This window comes from Ruegeria sp. A3M17, assembly GCF_003318255.1.
Classification (GTDB): domain Bacteria; phylum Pseudomonadota; class Alphaproteobacteria; order Rhodobacterales; family Rhodobacteraceae; genus Ruegeria.
Genome location: NZ_QOCF01000020.1, coordinates 13,402 through 30,999 on the forward strand (window position 1 = coordinate 13,402; position 17,598 = coordinate 30,999).

The 17,598-nt window shown below is 55.7% G+C and carries 18 protein-coding genes; 7 read left to right on the forward strand and 11 right to left on the reverse strand.

All coding sequences use genetic code 11. From position 1 onward, the window contains the following. Positions 1-290: 290 nt before the first annotated feature. Positions 291-1,307 (forward strand): Fe(3+) ABC transporter substrate-binding protein, encoded by a 1,017-nt coding sequence (locus DS906_RS12070; RefSeq protein WP_113790469.1) that lies wholly within the window; start codon positions 291-293, stop codon positions 1,305-1,307. 66 nt (positions 1,308-1,373) lie between these two features. On the opposite strand, the gene DS906_RS12075 is transcribed toward DS906_RS12070, so the two are convergent. Together DS906_RS12075 and DS906_RS22500 are read right to left on the reverse strand one after the other, a co-directional pair. Beyond that, positions 1,374-2,273 (reverse strand): autotransporter domain-containing protein, encoded by a 900-nt coding sequence (locus DS906_RS12075; RefSeq protein ID WP_233494767.1) that lies wholly within the window; start codon positions 2,271-2,273, stop codon positions 1,374-1,376. Continuing rightward, positions 2,245-2,652, reverse strand: a complete 408-nt coding sequence (locus tag DS906_RS22500) for a hypothetical protein (protein ID WP_233494768.1) — start codon at positions 2,650-2,652, stop codon at positions 2,245-2,247. The genes DS906_RS12075 and DS906_RS22500 overlap by 29 nt, the downstream gene beginning before the upstream one ends. Before the next feature lie 401 nt (positions 2,653-3,053). Here DS906_RS22500 and DS906_RS12090 point away from each other — a divergent pair, with 401 nt between their 5' ends. Together DS906_RS12090 and DS906_RS12095 are read left to right on the forward strand one after the other, a co-directional pair. Next, complete coding sequence (locus DS906_RS12090) at positions 3,054-4,586, forward strand: phospholipase D family protein (protein WP_113790419.1); 1,533 nt, start codon at positions 3,054-3,056, stop codon at positions 4,584-4,586. Positions 4,587-4,659: 73 nt separating this feature from the next. Then, on the forward strand, positions 4,660-5,025 hold the full coding sequence (locus tag DS906_RS12095) for a cupin (RefSeq protein ID WP_113790420.1): 366 nt from the start codon (positions 4,660-4,662) through the stop codon (positions 5,023-5,025). Positions 5,026-5,152: 127 nt separating this feature from the next. On the opposite strand, the gene DS906_RS12100 is transcribed toward DS906_RS12095, so the two are convergent. The 4 genes from DS906_RS12100 to DS906_RS12115 all read right to left on the reverse strand — a co-directional run bounded on the left by DS906_RS12100 (position 5,153) and on the right by DS906_RS12115 (position 8,719). Continuing rightward, on the reverse strand, positions 5,153-6,424 hold the full coding sequence (locus tag DS906_RS12100) for a TRAP transporter large permease (RefSeq protein WP_113790421.1): 1,272 nt from the start codon (positions 6,422-6,424) through the stop codon (positions 5,153-5,155). Between the two features lie 3 nt (positions 6,425-6,427). Next, positions 6,428-6,946 (reverse strand): TRAP transporter small permease, encoded by a 519-nt coding sequence (locus tag DS906_RS12105; RefSeq protein ID WP_233494769.1) that lies wholly within the window; start codon positions 6,944-6,946, stop codon positions 6,428-6,430. A gap of 73 nt (positions 6,947-7,019) precedes the next feature. Further along, entirely contained in the window at positions 7,020-8,009 is a 990-nt protein-coding gene (dctP, locus tag DS906_RS12110) for a TRAP transporter substrate-binding protein DctP (RefSeq protein WP_113790422.1), read from the reverse strand. 116 nt (positions 8,010-8,125) lie between these two features. Beyond that, the gene (locus tag DS906_RS12115) at positions 8,126-8,719 is read right to left on the reverse strand and encodes a TetR/AcrR family transcriptional regulator (RefSeq protein WP_113790423.1); all 594 of its coding nucleotides are present in this window, start codon (positions 8,717-8,719) and stop codon (positions 8,126-8,128) included. 112 nt (positions 8,720-8,831) lie between these two features. Here DS906_RS12115 and DS906_RS12120 point away from each other — a divergent pair, with 112 nt between their 5' ends. Together DS906_RS12120 and DS906_RS12125 are read left to right on the forward strand one after the other, a co-directional pair. Beyond that, positions 8,832-9,533, forward strand: coding sequence for a PspA/IM30 family protein (locus tag DS906_RS12120; RefSeq protein ID WP_113790424.1), 702 nt, complete (start codon positions 8,832-8,834; stop codon positions 9,531-9,533). A gap of 47 nt (positions 9,534-9,580) precedes the next feature. Continuing rightward, the gene (locus tag DS906_RS12125; protein WP_113790425.1) at positions 9,581-9,871 is read left to right on the forward strand and encodes a YiaA/YiaB family inner membrane protein; all 291 of its coding nucleotides are present in this window, start codon (positions 9,581-9,583) and stop codon (positions 9,869-9,871) included. Here DS906_RS12125 and DS906_RS12130 read toward each other — a convergent pair. From DS906_RS12130 to DS906_RS12150, 5 genes are read right to left on the reverse strand one after another with little or no spacing between them, the layout of a single operon-like run. Beyond that, positions 9,868-10,842: a hypothetical protein gene (locus DS906_RS12130; protein ID WP_113790426.1), complete on the reverse strand. Its 975-nt coding sequence runs from the start codon at positions 10,840-10,842 to the stop codon at positions 9,868-9,870. The genes DS906_RS12125 and DS906_RS12130 overlap by 4 nt on opposite strands. Beyond that, the gene (locus tag DS906_RS12135) at positions 10,842-11,948 is read right to left on the reverse strand and encodes a GNAT family N-acetyltransferase (RefSeq protein ID WP_113790427.1); all 1,107 of its coding nucleotides are present in this window, start codon (positions 11,946-11,948) and stop codon (positions 10,842-10,844) included. Before DS906_RS12135 ends, DS906_RS12130 begins: the two co-directional genes overlap by 1 nt. Then, complete coding sequence (locus DS906_RS12140) at positions 11,945-13,129, reverse strand: hypothetical protein (protein ID WP_113790428.1); 1,185 nt, start codon at positions 13,127-13,129, stop codon at positions 11,945-11,947. The genes DS906_RS12135 and DS906_RS12140 overlap by 4 nt, the downstream gene beginning before the upstream one ends. Continuing rightward, positions 13,126-14,001, reverse strand: a complete 876-nt coding sequence (locus DS906_RS12145; RefSeq protein ID WP_113790429.1) for a ThiF family adenylyltransferase — start codon at positions 13,999-14,001, stop codon at positions 13,126-13,128. Before DS906_RS12145 ends, DS906_RS12140 begins: the two co-directional genes overlap by 4 nt. Then, positions 13,998-14,921 (reverse strand): hypothetical protein, encoded by a 924-nt coding sequence (locus DS906_RS12150; RefSeq protein ID WP_113790430.1) that lies wholly within the window; start codon positions 14,919-14,921, stop codon positions 13,998-14,000. The genes DS906_RS12145 and DS906_RS12150 overlap by 4 nt, the downstream gene beginning before the upstream one ends. A gap of 358 nt (positions 14,922-15,279) precedes the next feature. Between DS906_RS12150 and DS906_RS12155 the strand changes: the two genes are divergently transcribed. Beyond that, positions 15,280-16,890: an arylsulfatase gene (locus DS906_RS12155; RefSeq protein ID WP_113790431.1), complete on the forward strand. Its 1,611-nt coding sequence runs from the start codon at positions 15,280-15,282 to the stop codon at positions 16,888-16,890. A 137-nt stretch (positions 16,891-17,027) separates the two neighbouring features. After that, complete coding sequence (locus DS906_RS12160) at positions 17,028-17,591, forward strand: GbsR/MarR family transcriptional regulator (protein ID WP_113790432.1); 564 nt, start codon at positions 17,028-17,030, stop codon at positions 17,589-17,591. Positions 17,592-17,598 lie beyond the last annotated feature (7 nt).

The window sequence follows — 17,598 nt, forward strand, 5'->3', positions numbered from 1 at the left end:
CAATCCTAAAAAATATTGTGTTGCCGGTGGCCATTGTGCGAGCCTTTTGATTGTTCAGCTGCTAAATGCACTCACAGCATCCAGTTCCCATGACAACGGCTGCAACGGGCTCTTAACAGTCCTACCCACAACCTTTGTCTGCATCGTACTTTCTGCACTTTCCCCCACCGGACAATAGCGACCATTTGACCAACTAATTTTGTCAGATTTCCTTGCATCCCCTCCGGAATCGTTTAATTGACAATTTCAGTCGGATTAATACGCCGCACATTTCAATGTTGGGAGTTATGATGCTCAAATCCTCTACCTGCTTCGCCGCCGCATTGTCGGCCTTGATCGCCACTTCTGCCGCTGCCGAGGGTGAGTTGAACCTTTATTCCTCGCGCCACTATGACACCGACGAAAACCTGTACAGTGATTTCGAAAAGGCCACTGGCATTACCATCAACCGCATCGAAGGCAAAGCCGATGAGCTGATCGCGCGGATGGAAGCCGAAGGTGCGAACTCGCCCGCGGATATTCTGCTGACCGTCGACACCTCGCGTCTCTCTCGGGCCAAGAATGCCGGCATTCTGCAACCGATCGAAAGCGCAGTTCTGGAAGAGCGCATCCCGAACAACCTTCAGGATAGCGACAATGAATGGTTCGGATTCTCGCAGCGTGGCCGCATCATTTTCTTCGACAAGGAAAACGTCGCCAACCCGCCGGCGACATATGCCGATCTTGCCAAGCCCGAATACAAGGGCCAGATCTGCATCCGGTCGTCCAGCAATACGTATAACCAGACGTTGTTGGCTTCGATCGTCACCCATGAAGGCCCCGAGGCAGCAAAGGCCTGGGCCGAAGGCATCGTGGCCAACATGGCCCGCGAACCACAGGGCGGTGACACCGATCAGCTGCGGGGTATCGTATCCGGCGAATGCGACATCGCGGTTTCAAACACCTATTACTTTGCCCGTGCAATCCGCAAAGATGTCAAAGGTGTCTCGGCCGATATCGACGCAATCGGTTGGGTCTTTCCGAACCAGGACAGCTATGGCGCGCATATGAACCTGTCCGGTGCAGGTGTTGCCGCAAATGCACCGAACAAAGAGAATGCCGTTCTCTTCCTCGAATATTTGGCAAGCGACAGCGCCCAGCAATATTTTTCGGCCGGGAATGACGAATTCCCCGCGGTTGAGGGCGTCGCACTTGCGGACTCGGTGAAATCTCTGGGTGAATTCAAAGCGGATGAGGTCGTCCTGTCCGACGTCGCCGAAAACCTGCCGACAGCGCAAAAGATCTTTAACGAAGCCGGCTGGAAATAATCCGGGCAAAAACCAGAGCAGTATGAAGGGCGCAGGGTATCTGCGCCCTTTCATTTGGTGGCGGGTTCAGAACAGCACCCCGAAGCCAACGGAAAAACCGGAAAAGGAATCGGCGATAACGCCGTTCAACATGACGCGCGCGCCCTCGACGGCGGGCAACCCGATCTTTGTGGTATCGACCTCAATTCCGACACCGACCGTCGCCAGCCAATCCGTGTCCAACACCATCGCGCTGTCGCCGTGATAAAGCACAACACCCCCATCCAAAACCAGTTTTGACGGACGGCCCAGCAGCTTGACCTTATCAAGTGGATAACGGTAGCGCGAAAACAACGTCGTCTGGTTCGAATTTGCACGGGCATCCCCCGCTTGCGGTTCGTTTATCGGATAGAACTCTAAAAACGTCTGACGTAACCTGTACTCGGCCTCCCAACGGCCGAATTGTGCCTCGCGAAAGACGCTCAGGGACGCCCCGACACCAAAGGCGTTAAGGTTACCGTCCACTGCGCCTGCCCCGTTCGAACGGGACGGAAACAGCGGAAAATTGGAAAACACCGCATCCGTGGTGACATGGCCAAGCGACAGATGCGCAACTGGCCGGATGTACCAGTTATTGGTCAGCGGAAGCTCCCACCCGACGCCAAGGGTCGCGGCGATGCTTGACCACGTCACATCCAGTTCGGTTTCGGACCCAATCTCGGGAAAAATCACCAGCGGGTTATAGTTCTGATACGCAAACTGGCCTTCCAGATACAGGCCATTGCCCAACGGTTTGAACCCGCCGCGCAGCTGCGTGGACCGCAGATTTCTGGCGTCACCAGATGCGCTCAGAAAGGACAAGGACGAAAGTGTTTCGTTCGGTGTGGCCGCGACACTCAGCACCGCAAGCGCGGCGCGGGCGGCGGCTTCAGAGGCGTCTGGATCAAGGTTTTGCGCGTTAGCAGGCTGGGCGAAACTCCAGATCAAAAACGATGTGTACGCAACAAGTCTTTTCAATCGCGGGTTCGCCTGTCGGTTTTTGTCGACTGCCAAGCGCATCGTTATTGACGCGCAATGCGTTTGACAGATCGTAACCCAGTCTTTGTTTACGAAAAACCAAAACAACGATTTCGCGGCCACGAATTCTGAGGACTTGTATTTTGGAAACACTCGGTCGCGATGGCGTTTTCAGCGACCATCCTGAATGTGATTTGGTATTTTCCCCCGAAACAGGTTCAATCGTGTCAGGAGGTTTGTCATGAAAAACCCGGAAAGCTTCGAGAAGTTCTACTTTGCCAAAGTTGGCATGGGTGAAGCCTGCGGCTGCGCCGAGAGGGTGATTGATGTGTTCGAATTCAACAGACAAGGCGGCACACAGTCCAAGCGTGCAGTGAAATCAGAAAGACGCAGACGTCGTTCATTCCGATCCTGGGCCATGAAATACGGGTTGCTGAGCCGCAAACCCAGTACCTGATGCTCGTCGCCCATCTGTGGGGCGGTGCCGGTGCCATGACACAGTTAGGTTCTTTATGATCAGAATTGGGGGGCCGATCGGACCTGCAAAACCCGGCGACACCCCTTCAGCCTCGGTATCCGAGACTCCGTCTTCAATTGAAAACGACGCGATCAGCGAACACCCCTGCGCGGGCCTTCTGGGGTTTCGCCCAAACAACACAGGCTTGGAAAACGACCCGGCGAATCCGGAAACAAACTTGCAATCGCCCCCACAAGCATAGTCACCTGAGATGAAACGGGGGGAGAATGTCGATGAAGCCATGGGCCGTCGTGATTTGTCTGTGCAGTGCGCTGGCTCTTGCGGCTTGCGCCCCCAAATCGCGCAGTTATGAAAAGTCTGTTTCGTCGTCCTTTGTAGCCCCCGCGAACAGCACCCTGGTGCGCGCGGCCAACCGGCTTGGCGATCCCAAGGACGGGCGGTCCGGGGTAAAACTGATCAGTGATGGGGAACAAGCGCTGGCTTCAAGGCTTTTGCTGGCCGCTGCAGCTGAGCGTACCATCGACGCGCAGTACTACCTTTTGCACAATGACCCCACGGGCCATCTGTTTGCTGCCAGCCTTTTGCAGGCGGCGGACAGGGGCGTTCGTGTCCGGCTGCTTTTGGATGACATGGGCACGTCCAGCTACGACGCTATGACCGCAGCGCTGGACTATCACGAGAATATCGAGATCAGGCTGTTCAATCCCTTTTGGCGGGATCAAAGTCTGCTGATTGCGGGTCTGACAGACTTCAAACGCATCAATCGCCGGATGCACAACAAATCCATGACCGCAGACAACATCTTCACGATCGTCGGGGGGCGCAACATTGGGGCCGAGTATTTTCTGGCCCGGGCAGAAATGAACTATGCCGATCTGGACGTGCTGGCCGCAGGCCCCGTCGTGAACGAGGTTTCCCAAAGCTTTGACGCCTATTGGAACAGTGAATTTGCCGTTCCCGCCCGCGTGGTTGTTGGACAACCGGAATCGTTTGACCTGAACGATGCGCGCACAAGGCTGAATGAGTTGGTGGAGGAAGCAAAACAGACCCAGTACGGCGCTGCGCTCAGGAAATCCGCGCAAGAGAATTTTGCCGACGGCGCGCTACGGCTGAATTGGGTCCCCGCACGTTTGTATGCGGACCCGCCGTCAAAAGCCGCGGGAGTTGAAACGGTGGACCCCATTCTTGCATCGCAATTGCTGCCGTATTTTGAAAATGCCCGCAGCGAGGTAAATATCCTCTCGGCTTACTTTGTGCCCCGCAACAATGGCGTCCGCTGGATGACCGAGTTGGAAAATCGCGGTGTGGACGTCAAGGTCGTGACCAATTCCCTGGGGTCAAATGACGTCGTGCCGGTTTATGCGCATTACGCCAAGAAACGCCGGGCGCTCTTGCGCGGTGGGGTTGAACTTTATGAATTGCGGCCAGACGCCTATCAGGTTCAGCGTCGCGGTATCAACTGGGCGCGATCTCGGTCCGGCCTGCATTCCAAGGCTTTTGCCATCGATGACCGTTACCTCTTTGTTGGCTCATTCAATTGGGACCCGCGTTCTGTGAACATCAATACCGAAATGGGCATTCTGATCGACTCGCCCGCGATGGCTGTTCAAACGATGGGTGCATTGGACGCGGCCCTGCCCGCCTACACATACCAGGTGACGTTGGAACGCGCAGGCCAGCTTAAATGGAGAACACGAGGAGCGGACGGGGAAGTACTGGAATACGATTCCGAGCCCACAGGGTCGGTCTGGGATCACATCGTCTCTGGTTTTCTGGGTGTTTTACCGATCGGGTCACAGCTTTAGGTCTGCAAGTAACGACTAACGCGACCGATCATTCTTAGGTTTACCGCTCCAAAAGGCTGAAAGGACATTCACCGTGAAGTATTACAAGCTTTACGCCGATGCTGCTGGCGAAAGTCACTGGGATGACATTGAAATGAGCCTGGAGGAACGGAGTTTCGCCCCGCCCGCACAGGCCATCGAGGTATCCGAGCCAGAGCGCGTCAAACAGACAATGTTTCTGCGGCTTCGGTCCGGTTGGAACGAGCCCATCCATCCGACCCCGGTGGCGCAAAGGCTGATATGCCTTGCAGGCAAAATTCGCGTCACTGCAAGTGATGGAAAGTATCGTGACATCGGCCCTGGCGCCGTGTGGCACATGGAAGACAAGGTGGGAAAGGGTCACCACACCAAGGTCACAAGCGATCAGGACTTTGAAGCCGTCATAATTCAGTTCGAGTAACTTCGGCGATCCGAGGCCGTATACGAAACCCCAGACAGAACATCCACCGGCGGATGGCACCGTTTCCGCCTGGCGGTTTCCAGCTAAGGCTGCTTGGAAGAACCAATTGAGTGCGCCGCTTTTGCCGTCAGAACAGTTTGTAAGGAATCCAAAGCGCTAAATCCTGCCAAAACCACAACAACACGGCCGTTGCCAGCATTATGAATGCAAATGGGATGGCCCCTTGAATAACCTCTTCAAGGCGCGCCTTTCCGACAGCCTGAAGGACAAACAGGTTCAATCCGACCGGCGGAGTGATTAGCGCTGTCTCGATCAGGACGACGAAAAAGATGCCGAACCAGATCGGATCAATTCCCATGACTTCAAGCGCAGGGAAGAGCACCGGAACCATAATCAGCATCATGGAAAGTGCTTCGAGGAAAAAGCCGATAATCAGCAACACGAGCCCGACCGCGAAGATAAATATCGTCGGGTTTGAGATGTTTTCAGTGAGAAAGCTGCTGATCGATTGCGGAATCAGATACAAAGTAATGGCGTAAGAAAAAACCTTGGCACCCGCGACGATGATGAAAATCATCACAGTGGTTATCAGTGAATCATGCACGGCTTCTTGCAGTTTTGCGAAGGTCATTCTTCCCATCGCGAACGTCATGATCATCGCAATCACGAACCCGATGCCCGCGCTTTCTGATGGCGTGGCTATTCCTGCATAGATCGATCCAATGATTGCTATGGCCAAGACGACAGTCGGAAGCGCACTTAGCGTCACCAGAAACCGTTGTTTCATTGGCATACGCTCGGCTTTTAAGCTTTCTTTGCCGCGCGCATAAAGCATGGCGTAGATGATAAAGAGCGTGGCCAGGAATAAACCCGGCCCAATTCCGGCAAGGAAAAGCGTTGGGATCGAGGTTTCGGTAATGACGCCATAAATTATCAGCGGGATCGATGGGGGGATCAGAATGCCCAGGGTTCCCCCGGCGGCGAGTTGTCCCAAGATGAACGGGCGGTCATAGCCGCGCTTTTCCATCTCGGGGATGGCGACGGTACCAATTGTGGCCGCCGTTGCCACCGAAGATCCCGAAATCGCAGAAAATAGCGTGCAGCTTTTGATCGTAGCGACACCCAATCCTCCGGGCCAATGCCCGACCCATGCCTGCACGCTGGCAAAAAGATCCCGTCCGACACCGCCTTTCAACAGCACGTTTGACATGAGCAAGAACAAAGGCACGGCCAATAGTTCAAAACTGTCCATCGTCCCGAACAGTCGCTGAGGCACGGCAATCAGTGGGAGCCCTTTCAGCCATAACAGCACAACCCCAAGGGCCCCCATGGCAAAGGCGACGGGCACGCGCAAAAGCAGCAAACCCAGCAGGGCTCCGATGATCAGAATGGTTTCCAAGGGTCAGTGAGCCCCAAGTTCATGGCTTTGCAGGTTCGCCTGACCCGTCCACACCCGGTAAATTTCCACCAAAGCCTGAAGCGACAGCAAACCAAACCCGACCCAGATCGCCGATTGAGTATAGGCCTTGGGTACAGCAAGGTAGCTGTCCGTCGTGTGCCCGGCGAGCGTGGATTTCAGCCATATGTCCCAGCCATATCGTGCGGCGACGCATCCGAAGAACACGATAACAAGCAACGAAAACGTCTCGACAATCCGCCGCCCCAGTGTGTTCGCATCCCGGAACGCCAAATCAATGACGATGTGCTGGCGGTGCTTTAGAACATAGGCTGTCGCGCCAAAGGTAGCCCACACCTGAAAGATCCTTGCGACCTCATCCACCCAGATCGTCGGGCTGGTCAGCGCGTAGCGCATGAAGACCTCGTAAGCCACGAATATGCCTATGGCGAAGAACATCCACCCGGCGACAATACCGAAGAGTTCAGACAGCCAATCGACGGTTCTGGTCAGGGCTTGCAGCATTCGGGGCGCCTCGCCAAGAGAAGAAGCAACCGAACCAGAGGTGTCCGCTTGCTTTGACAATATGAAGAAAGGATTACATTCCGGACACGGCTGAAATCACTTCGGCGGCTGTATCGCCTGCGTCATCGACGAAACGCTGAGAGACGCTCGAGGTCGCCTCAATCCATTGCTGACGCTCTTCATCGGTCAGATCGACCACGGTCATCAGGCCGCGCATTTCGTCGATCGTTGCATCTTCTTCTGCGTAGATCGCGTCACGCAGTTGCTGTTCGACCTCAGCGGCGGCTTCCAAAATGATCTGCTGATGCTTAGGCGAAAGGCTTTCGAAAAAGTCGTTGTTCATGACGGCGACAAATTCGATGGCACTGTCATATGACAGTGTCATGTGATCCATCACTTCGTGCAGTTTTCGCGACTTCACAGCAGACGCGCCTGTCATTCCCACATCGACAGCACCCTGCTGATAGGCCAGAAACTGTTTGGACCCCGACATCAACGTGGGTGCGCCACCAAGCGCCTCGACCGTCCAACCAATCACCTTGCCGTAGGTCCGGACTTTTTGGTCCTTGAGGTCGGCGGGCGTTCGGATGGCAGATCCGTTCGACAAATAGACATTACGCCCAAACGCCTGCCACCACAGAACCTTGGCCCCCGTTTCCTCAAGCACAGCGGCATCCAGTATGTTGCGCATCGGTGATCCGGTGGCAACGGCCGCCCGCAGATGGTCTTCATCACGGAAAAAGAAGGGCAGGTTCACGACGTCTACTGCCGGGACCGCCCCGGTAAACCGGCCAAGAAACGCCGAACCGGCTTCGACGGCGCCCGTGCCCACTGCTTCTGGAACTTCCTTATCTTTGTAAAGCTGCGCTGACGGGAACAGTTGAACCGTTAGCTCACCGCCGGACTTCTCTTCAACGATATCCTTGAACGCGATCCAGTTCTGCCCCAACGAATGAGTCTCAGGCAACTGTAACGTGACTCGGATGATTGTTTCGGCCTGCACCATGATCGGAGCCGACACGATGAGTGTTGCAGCCAACGCCGCCTTAAACATGTTACGCATGATTCCTCCGTCGTATTTTTTGGATTTTCCGCATTGTTGACTTGTTTGGCAGCGTCGCAATGCGGTGGCATCATTGTCAATTCCATATGCAATCACATTCGAGAAATCGAAGACAATTACCCTGGCTGATACCCTTGCAGATATTGGGACATGAACGCGGACAATTCAGCTTGTACCGCATCCGGGTCCAACGCGACGAACCGACCTTCCAGCGATAGCTTTACTATGCCGTGCACGGCAGAAAACACGGTTCGTGCACGCGCAGCCAATGTGTCGTCGTCCAACTGAGGGTTCAATTGCGACAACGGAGCGATGATCTCGGCGATGAGCACCGCATGTTCCTCAAGGTGCCATTGCGGGACCGGTACGCCCGGCTGCATCCGGTGATCGAATAAAGCGGCCCATAGGTTTCGGTTCTTGGTACCGAAATCCAGGTAAGCCAACGCAAGTGCAAGCAACTTTTCCTTGGGCGTCTCTTGCGATGCGGGGGCGTTTTGTAGTGAGACGTGCAAACGCGCCAGTGTGCGCGAGTTCACCGCCAGTATCAGAAGGTCCAGATCTTCAAAGGCATTATAAAGACTGCCCAGCGCACATCCGGCATCTTTTGTGATGTCACGGGCGCGCAGCGCAGCCAAACCTTGTGATTCAATACGCTTTTCCGCAGCATCCAAGATCTTTTTTTTCAGGATTTCTCTTTTACTTTCCGCCACTTAAACCTCGCAAGCTCAAAAAATATGAACATCGTTCATTTTAATGTTGAACGATGTTCAGAATCATCGCATAGTCATCTCATGAACAGTGTTCATAAACGAGGAGTCAAAGATGTTCAAACAGTTTGCCACTTTGTTAAGAGGCCGGGCCTTTGAGGCGGCAACCGTTGTTACGGATCGTCACGCTCTACCCATTTTGCGTCAGCAAATCCGGGATTGCGCCCATGCCATTCAGGTGTCGCGCAAGGCGGTCGCCGTCGCAATGGCGCAGAACGAACAAGAGATCAGACAGCACAAGAGGTTGACCCAACAGATCGCAGACCTCGAAACGCGCACGCTGGATGCCTTGCAACAAGACCGCGAGGATCTGGCGCGGGACGCAGCCGAGACAATCGCCCATCTTGAGGCAGAGCGTGACGTGTCAACGCAAGCGCAGGCCCGGTTTGAAACCGAGATCAGCCGCCTGCGCACTGTCCTTCGCGAGGCCGAAACCCGGCTAAGGCAGTTACAGCGCGGTCAGCGCCTTGCCACAGCCACGGACAAGACGCAGCGCCTTCAGCAAGTCGCGCCAGACAGCGGGTTGTCCACACTCCGCGAGGCGGAAGACACCTTGCAACGCTTGCAAGAGCGCCAAAGCGAGATGGACGCCACCGCGCGCGCCATGACCGAGCTAGAAGCAACGGATTCGGCCGAGCACATTCGCGACAAGTTGGCTGAAGCAGGGTGCGGCAAGCCCTTGCGGTCAAACGCTGACGACGTTCTCGATCGCCTGAAAAAGAAGGCGCAGAAATCCAACAAATCGAAATCGAGCTGACGATCAAACCAAATTGAACCAACAGAGAAACTGAAAGGAATTGATCCATGAATACCGAAGAAAACCTGAACCTGCCGCAATCCAACGCCTGGAACATGTTCACCATTATTTCGTTCATTGTCGCGGCAGCGATGATGGCTGGCGGCATCTACTTCCTGGAAGCCAGCTTTGCGGCAAAAGGGTTCTACTCCATGTCCGCGTTGATGTTGGTACATACCACCGTTTCGATCACAAAAACCCTGCGCGACCGTGAGGAATCGCAACGTCTGCACAATCGGATCGAAGACGCAAAGACCGAGAAGCTGCTGAAAGAGGTGGGCGAGAACATCGCCGCCTAAACGATAACCTCGCGCACCGACAGGCGCGTTCGACTGGGGGTGGCACCGTTGGCGACCCCCAGTCTTAACGCGTTGAACAGAACCCTGTCGGCTGGTATGTTAATACGATCCGAAACAGCGGCGCGCGTAAGTGGGTCATCCGCCAAAGCCGCGGCAGGCCATCCCACCAACCCACGTGCGGTGGCTTGTAACCAGGACCGGTAAAACGCCCGGCCAGCGGCGACCATCGACCCATTTTCAGGCCAGTGATACAGTGCGATTGCACCTGCCCCACGGCTGCGCGCAGCCTCGCCCGACAGGTGCGGGCCCAGGCCCAAGAACGATAAAATGTCATAAAGCCTGCCACCCAGAATGGTTGGTGCAAACCTTGCGGTAGCCGCATCCATAACAAGCACCTCTCGGTTCAGACCGTCGGTGTGGTAGTTGGGATCGTCTTCGCGCAAGCGCATCCAGTGCAGCAACTCGGACCGAAAGTCCCTGGACCGCATGACCCGGGCCGAGGCGATGTCGATTTGCCCGGCAAGCCATTCGATCTGGGACGCATCCTGGACCAATGCCATGTGGTCGGCGCGCCAATTCCGGAAGGCTTCTTGCGGTGAAGGTGTAAAACCTGCACGATGCGTCAGACGCCTTGAAACCTCCTTGGCCAGCACCACGTCACCGGCATCAGCGGTTGGCTTGGGGACAATGCGGGCAATCATGCGCAATCCCGCCTCGACCGGCCCTTCCGACAAGGTTACGTCGGCATCAAATCCGCGCGCCGCCAGGGCCAACACTGTGCCCTCGACCGCCGCACCACAGGAGACGTCCAGATCACGATCGTCCGGGTCTCCAATAGGCAGGCGCCGTGACAGATCGGCATGGACCTCGATACACGCGCCATCCAGCCGCCATCGCGCTGGTTGCGTGTTATGCGCCGAAGGGGCAAGCATCGCCTGCGCAACAATTGCTTCAAATTCTGCGCGATCCACTACGTCAGCTCCTTGGAAAACAGATGCAACCTGTGCAGCGGTACGGCCCCCGCCTTTTCAGTTTGGCGCAAACTGGCCGCGTTTTCCTCAGCAATCCACGTGCCACCAACCGTTTTATATCCGGCGGCCATCATGTCCCGTGTCATCTCGCTCAGCATCAATGGATTGACCGAACGGCCCTGAAACTCGGGCATTACGCCCTGAAAGATGACCACTGCGCGGTCACGGCGGGCTTTGTATTTGAGGTAGTGATACGGCAGCGACAGGCGCAACCGCGATCCGATCCGCCGGAGCAATGGGTTGAGATCGGGAATGGCAATCACCGCGCCCGCAGGCTGACCACGATAATGCACAACTTTTGAAATCCGCGGGTCCATGATCCATTTCATGTCTTTGGCCTGAAAGTGGAACTCTTCAGCCGTCACCGGAACAAACATTGGGTTGTCTTTGAAGCTGCAGTTCAGAATGGCACGGGCGTCTTCAAGTCGTTCGGCGATGGTCGCACGGGTGACAGGCGCGAAAGAGAACCCTTGCTCTAACAATTGCGCGCGCTGCTCGTCGGGCAAAACCTGCGGGGCCGGGTTGGTGTCTAGACGCCGTTCGAACGTCGTCATCGGAAAGTGTGCCTTGTATCCGTTCTCCTCAAGCAGCCCTGGCAGGTGTCCAGGCCCCCAGATCTGATCGGTAAAAGGGGCCCGGTCAAAACCATCCGTCATGATCCCTGCCTGCTGCATCGCAGTCAGGTTGAAATTGCCGGTCAGCCGGGTCATGCCCTTCGCGCGGGCCCAGCTTTCCGCCGCCTGCAGCAATTGCGCAGCAACCTCGGGATCATTTGCGCAATCGAAAAAGCCAAAGCATCCCCGTGCCTCATGATGCAGGTCATTCGATCCCCGATGCAGATGGGCTGTGATGCGACCCACAGGCTTGCCTTGGCGTTTCACCGAGAAATAGGTGATGTCCGATGCATCGGAAAACAACGGATTCTTGATCGACAAGAAACGTTTCAGATCCGCCTTCATCGGGGAAACATACAGAGTGTCGGCACCATAGGCGTGAAACGGGGCCGCGAAGAAACTTGCAAAATCCCGTTCGAGCAACTCAATCATGCCTGCGCCCCATTTACCAAGACGCGCGCCATGCGCTGTACCGCACGCAAGGCTGCACCGGTACTGTCCAGGGCCGCGATTTCAGGACTGTTGAGCATGACCACCCGCATCGGGGTGCCGGACAGGAACACCGCATGGGTCGCATCAAAACGGGCGAACAGCCAATTGACCTGTTCGTCATCCGTTGCCCCCAATTGTTGCACGGGTGTTGTGGTGAAGCTGGCGCGCAAATCATCAAGATTCATGTCCATCAAATCTGCTTCTTCCACCAGTATCACGTCCGGAGATCCGGCAGCCCGACGCAGCAAAGTCAAGCTGGCTTGTGGTCCCTGCCCTTCGACATCCGCAATCTCGCGCAGGGCGATCAGCTGGCGATCCTCAATCCGCAAGGCAATCGCCGCCTGCCAAATTGCCAACAGCATGAGCGTGGACAATATGATCGCTATTAGCTGCACGCCGGACCGCATATCCACCGGCACGATCCCCGAAAAGATCAGCGGTAGCAGAACGGCCATGACAATAACGATGCCGAAACCTCGCAGCGTATCCCACGGCCGCAATCCGGAACGGTTCATCCCGATCGACAACCAGCACAGTCCCAGCACGGCCACGCCACCCAGCCTGACCGGCAGGTCAAGCGCCGTACCGCGCATGAAATCTGTTGCCAGAAACGGCAGGATCAGCAGAAAGGACAGGCTTATCCAATTGATGGTTCTGTTTTCCGCCGATGACAGGCTGTCTTTGTCGCGCCGCAACACGAACAGAGCGACGCCGCCCAAACCGAACAGTTGAAACAGCAGCAGACCGGCCAGCCGGGTGATCTCAACACTGCTGAACTGGAAAAGACCCAACAGCCCGAAAATCACGCCCCCCCAAGCACAAACCTGTTTCAGCACCGGCGGCGCGTGGCGGCGCATAAGCCCTTCGGAGAGAACAAGTGCAGCCAAAGGTATCAGTGCCGCGCAGATATTTGTGACCGCCGAAAACAGCCAACCCCAGCCGCCCCAGTGACCAATCCGAGCCAGCATCAGAACGACCAGAACCCACAAGCAAAATTGAAACCGCTTGGCGATTTCCGGCCTCTGCACCAGGTCCTGAAGACGCAGCAAAACAGTTGCCGCACCCAGCGCCGCACAGAGCGAAACCCAGGCATCCGCCAGAAAGGCCGCAGTATCCATCATGACGCCAGCAACTTGTTCATCTGCTGTCGAACCAGCGGACGCATCAGCGCGGCAAGAAAGCGCGGCAAAGGCCGCTCAACTTTGCCAGTGTGTGGGTTCAGAAACCAACCGCGATAATCCGCGCCGTGCGGGCGGCCCAGTACAGACTGAAGCGCCTCTCCTCCCATCAATGTCCCCGCCATAATGACCATCGGCGCAAAGGACATGCGGCTGCGGGTTCCGGCAATCACCTCACCTGCCAGAGCCAGATCAACGTGGTGCCGGGATGAGGAATGGGTCAGCACATATTCGGCCTCGGCTTGGGCCGCCGCATCCCGCATCTCGGGGGGTAGCGCGTTCCAGATGGTGCCGGGTTTGGTGTAGCCTAGACGTTCCTCGGGCATGGGGTCGTCGGGGGTTGTGACATAGACTGACGGCAACGGGGACGCATAGGCATCGATCACCGCGCGCCCTTTGGCCCGCGCCGTCCGATATAGCAGCAAGCTGGCGCCAAGATCGTCTGTGCCATTGATCACAACATCCGCGCTTTGAACCAGACGATCCACATGGTCGGGCCATTCCGCACCAAGCACCTCAATCTCAGCTTCGGGATTGATTTGCAGGCACTGATCCCGCGTTGCCTGCGCTTTGTCCTGATCGACTGTCTTTAGCGTCGCAAAAAGCTGTCGGTTCAGGTTGGACACTTCGAACGCATCCAAATCGGCCAGGATCAACCGGCCCACCCCGGCGCGGATCAGGGTCATGATCGCGCTGCCCCCCATTCCTCCGGTGCCGCAGACGAACACACAGGCGTTGCGCAGTCGTGATTGCTCATCCCCGGACACAAAACCGAGGTTGCGGGTCGTAAATTCCTGATAGGTAAATTCCGTCATTTATTCTGCTCTCTTGGCCTGAGGATGCCGAATTCGTGCCGCGTGTCCGCCCATTGCCAAAGCGGCATCGCCAGTCGCTGCAAGACCGCAGCTATGACCGCAAGGGCAAGGGCAGCAAAGGACCCGCGCGGAACTTCGCGCCCGACATAAGACAGGGCGGTCGGCATATCCATTTGCCCCAATTGCAGGACGTCATCGCCCCGATCATAATCGAGCTGGTTTTCACAGAACGCATTGACGATTTGATCCCGATATTTCGGCGCATCCTCGAAGGTTTTCTTCAGATGATCCGACCCGCCGGTATAGGCGTTGGTGATCACAAAGCGGTCTTCGTCAAACCCTGCATCAGGTCCGACGCCAAAGACATGGCGGTGATCTTTCATGATGCTCCGCGCCAAATGCAGATGCAGAAGACTGCGTCGGTTCTGCGGCCCCGTCTGTGCCGTGGGAAACACCCGGGCAAAGCCCTGACCAACCAGCCCAACAACTGCAGGGACTTGTGTCACATTCGAAACCCAAAGCGGGCGCATACCATTTCGAAACAAGAGCAGCACACAGGTCAGCCCATAGAGAACCCAGCTGAAGCCCTGGTTGCGAAGATCCGGATCAACCATGACCAATCCCAGATGCAATACCTGTTCGGACCGGTGCCCCAAGTCGACATCCATCAGAGCCAAAGCATTGAAGGCAACAGGCGTATCATCATCCCGGCGCGAAATCAGAGTGATCACCGAATACCCAAGCCGGTCGCGATCCCCGGCGAAGACGCCATATGCCAGTTCTCCGGCAGGCAGCGTTTTCGACGCCACGCTCCGCAGATCCGCGACCAGGTTGTCCAGCTCATCGCTCGGCATCCAGAGACCGGGGCGTTCGACTATGCGTACGCGATGCCCACCTGGAATACTCAAACGGATATCCATGTAACGCTGCGAAGCCGCGTTAATTATGGCACTTATCAAATCCTGTTCCCGTTTATGTCTGCTCAACTCCGGATCCGAACTATGTTTCGGTAAAGCCAATGTTTGAGATCAGCTTTGCCTGCAGTCGTATCGCTTCGTCATCAACCGGTTTTTTTCTTTTCGGCGCAAGTCCTGAATTCCGCCGGCGTCCAACCAGCTTCTTTTTCAGCCATCTGCAGGCTATCGATATCCCTTGAGCATCCCCTTGTCGGATTTTCCAACACAGCCCGATGCACACCACAACGCATTTGGGTCGATTTGGGTCAAGCACGCAGTCGAATTTGAGCTACACTGCTTAGCGTAGCGATGGGGTTGGCGAATGCAGACAAAGTTGAGACCGAACGTAATTTTAGTCTTGGCGGATGACTTGGGCTTTGCTGATTTAGGTGCAACCGGATCAGAAATCCGGACCCCGAACATCGATGCTCTTGCCCGTAACGGCGTGCTGCTTTCAACCATGTATAACTGCGCCCGTTGCTGCCCGACGCGGGCATCTCTCTTGACCGGGTTGTATCCACACAACGCAGGCGTGGGCCACATGGGGGCGCATCTGGGAACGCCCGCGTATCAGGGGTTTCTACGCAATGATAGTGCCACGATTGCAGAGCACCTGAAGGCAAATGGTTACCGGACCCTGATGTCAGGCAAATGGCATGTCGCCGGGGACTTCATGGCCCGCGAAATCGATAGCTGGCGCATCGGCGATTTTGAGCATCCAACGCCGCGACAACGCGGGTTTGATCGTTTTTACGGAATTGTCGACGGCGTCACCCACTTCTTTTCGCCTCACTACATGCTCGAAGACGACAGCCGCGTTATGACCTTCCCGGATGACTTCTATTTCACGGATGCAATCACGGACAAAGCCATTGGAATGATCGAAGAAACCCCTGACGATCAGCCCTTTTTCCTTTATCTCGCGCATACTGCACCGCATTGGCCTCTGCATGCCCATCCCGAGGATATTGCGCGCTATGACGGCGTATACACATCGGGCTGGGACGCTATTCGCACGGCGCGACATGAAACCATGAATGGCATGAACCTATTCCAGACAAACTGGGATATCTCACCACGTGACGGCGATGTTCATCCTTGGGGCTCAGAGAAGAACACTGATTGGGAGGCGCGTAAGATGGCCACCTACGCCGCGATGGTGGACAGGATGGATCAATCTATCGGCAGGCTTATCTCTGAGCTGAAGCGCATGGGACATTTTGAAAACACGCTGATCATGTTTCTGTCCGACAACGGTGGATGCGCTGAGTTCATGGCCGAAGACGGGTGGGCAAAATTCTTTCCGGATACCACGAATGATGGTCGACACATCAAGATGGGAAACCGTGCTGACGTGATGCCGGGCGATGCTCTGACTTATCAGAGCTACGACAAACCATGGGCAAATGTGTCGAATGCGCCGTTCCGGCTGTTCAAGCACTACGTCCATGAGGGCGGCATTTCGACACCTCTCATAGCACACTGGCCCAAAGGGTTCGCACCGGGCGCAAATGCGCATGCGGCTTGCCACGTTGTCGATATTCTACCGACAATATTGGAGGCAACGGGAAGCCAGTACCAAGGCGAGGTTGGCGGGCACGAAATTCAGCCTCTGCAGGGACAATCCTTGATGGACCTGTTTCGCGGCAAGGGCTGGTCGCGTGAAGAACCCATCTTTTTCGAACATGAAGGCAACGCGGCCGTCCGGCTTGGTCAGTTCAAACTGGTCAGGCAGCATGGGCAGGATTGGGAACTCTATGACATCGAAGCAGATCGCACGGAACTGAGAAACCAAAGAGGACGCAACGCTGAATTGGAGGCTGACTTGGTTGGTCAATACAATAGTTGGGCAAAGAAAACAGGCGTCATGGATTGGGATGTAGCACTTCCCAGGTTGCTCGACGCCTGGAAGATTGAATCCGCTGAGGGATAGCCAGCTCAAGATTTCAAAGTGAATATCTGGTCATATCCGTTGGTAAATGGGCTCGGTCGTCGCTTTCGAAGGAGATTATTTGTCACTAGATCAACATAGGTCTTGATTTTGGTTTCATTGTAACAGATATTTCTGTCATGACAGAAATTTACGACATAACGAAATCTGACGCTGCAAGCCAATTCATCCTCTATTGGGGTGATATGGGCAATCAATGGGGAGTCAATCGCTCTGTGGCGCAAATTCACGCGCTGCTTTATCTTAGCTCCAAACCCCTTAATGCCGAGCAGATAGCCGAGTCATTGGGTATTGCGCGATCCAACGTGTCCAACTCGCTCAAAGAACTGGTGAGCTGGCGCCTCATTCGCCGCATTCCGGTGCCAGGCGACAGGCGCGAGCATTATGAGGCCGAAGTCGATGTCTGGGAAATGGGGATCCGTATCGCCCAAGGGCGCAAGGAACGCGAGATTGATCCGGCCACGCAAGCCCTGCGCGCCTGCGTGGCCCAGGCTGAAACCGAAAGCAGTCTTGACCCAACAGCGTTGCGGCGCATGCAGGACATGCAAGAGTTTCTGGCAACCGCCGATACGTGGTTCAGCGACATGCTGACGGTGCCCCGTCCGAAACTGGTGATGTTGATGAAAATGGGAACCAAAGTCGTTTCCCTGCTCAGCTTCACCGGAGGCAAAAAAAGCAGCTAAAAATTTG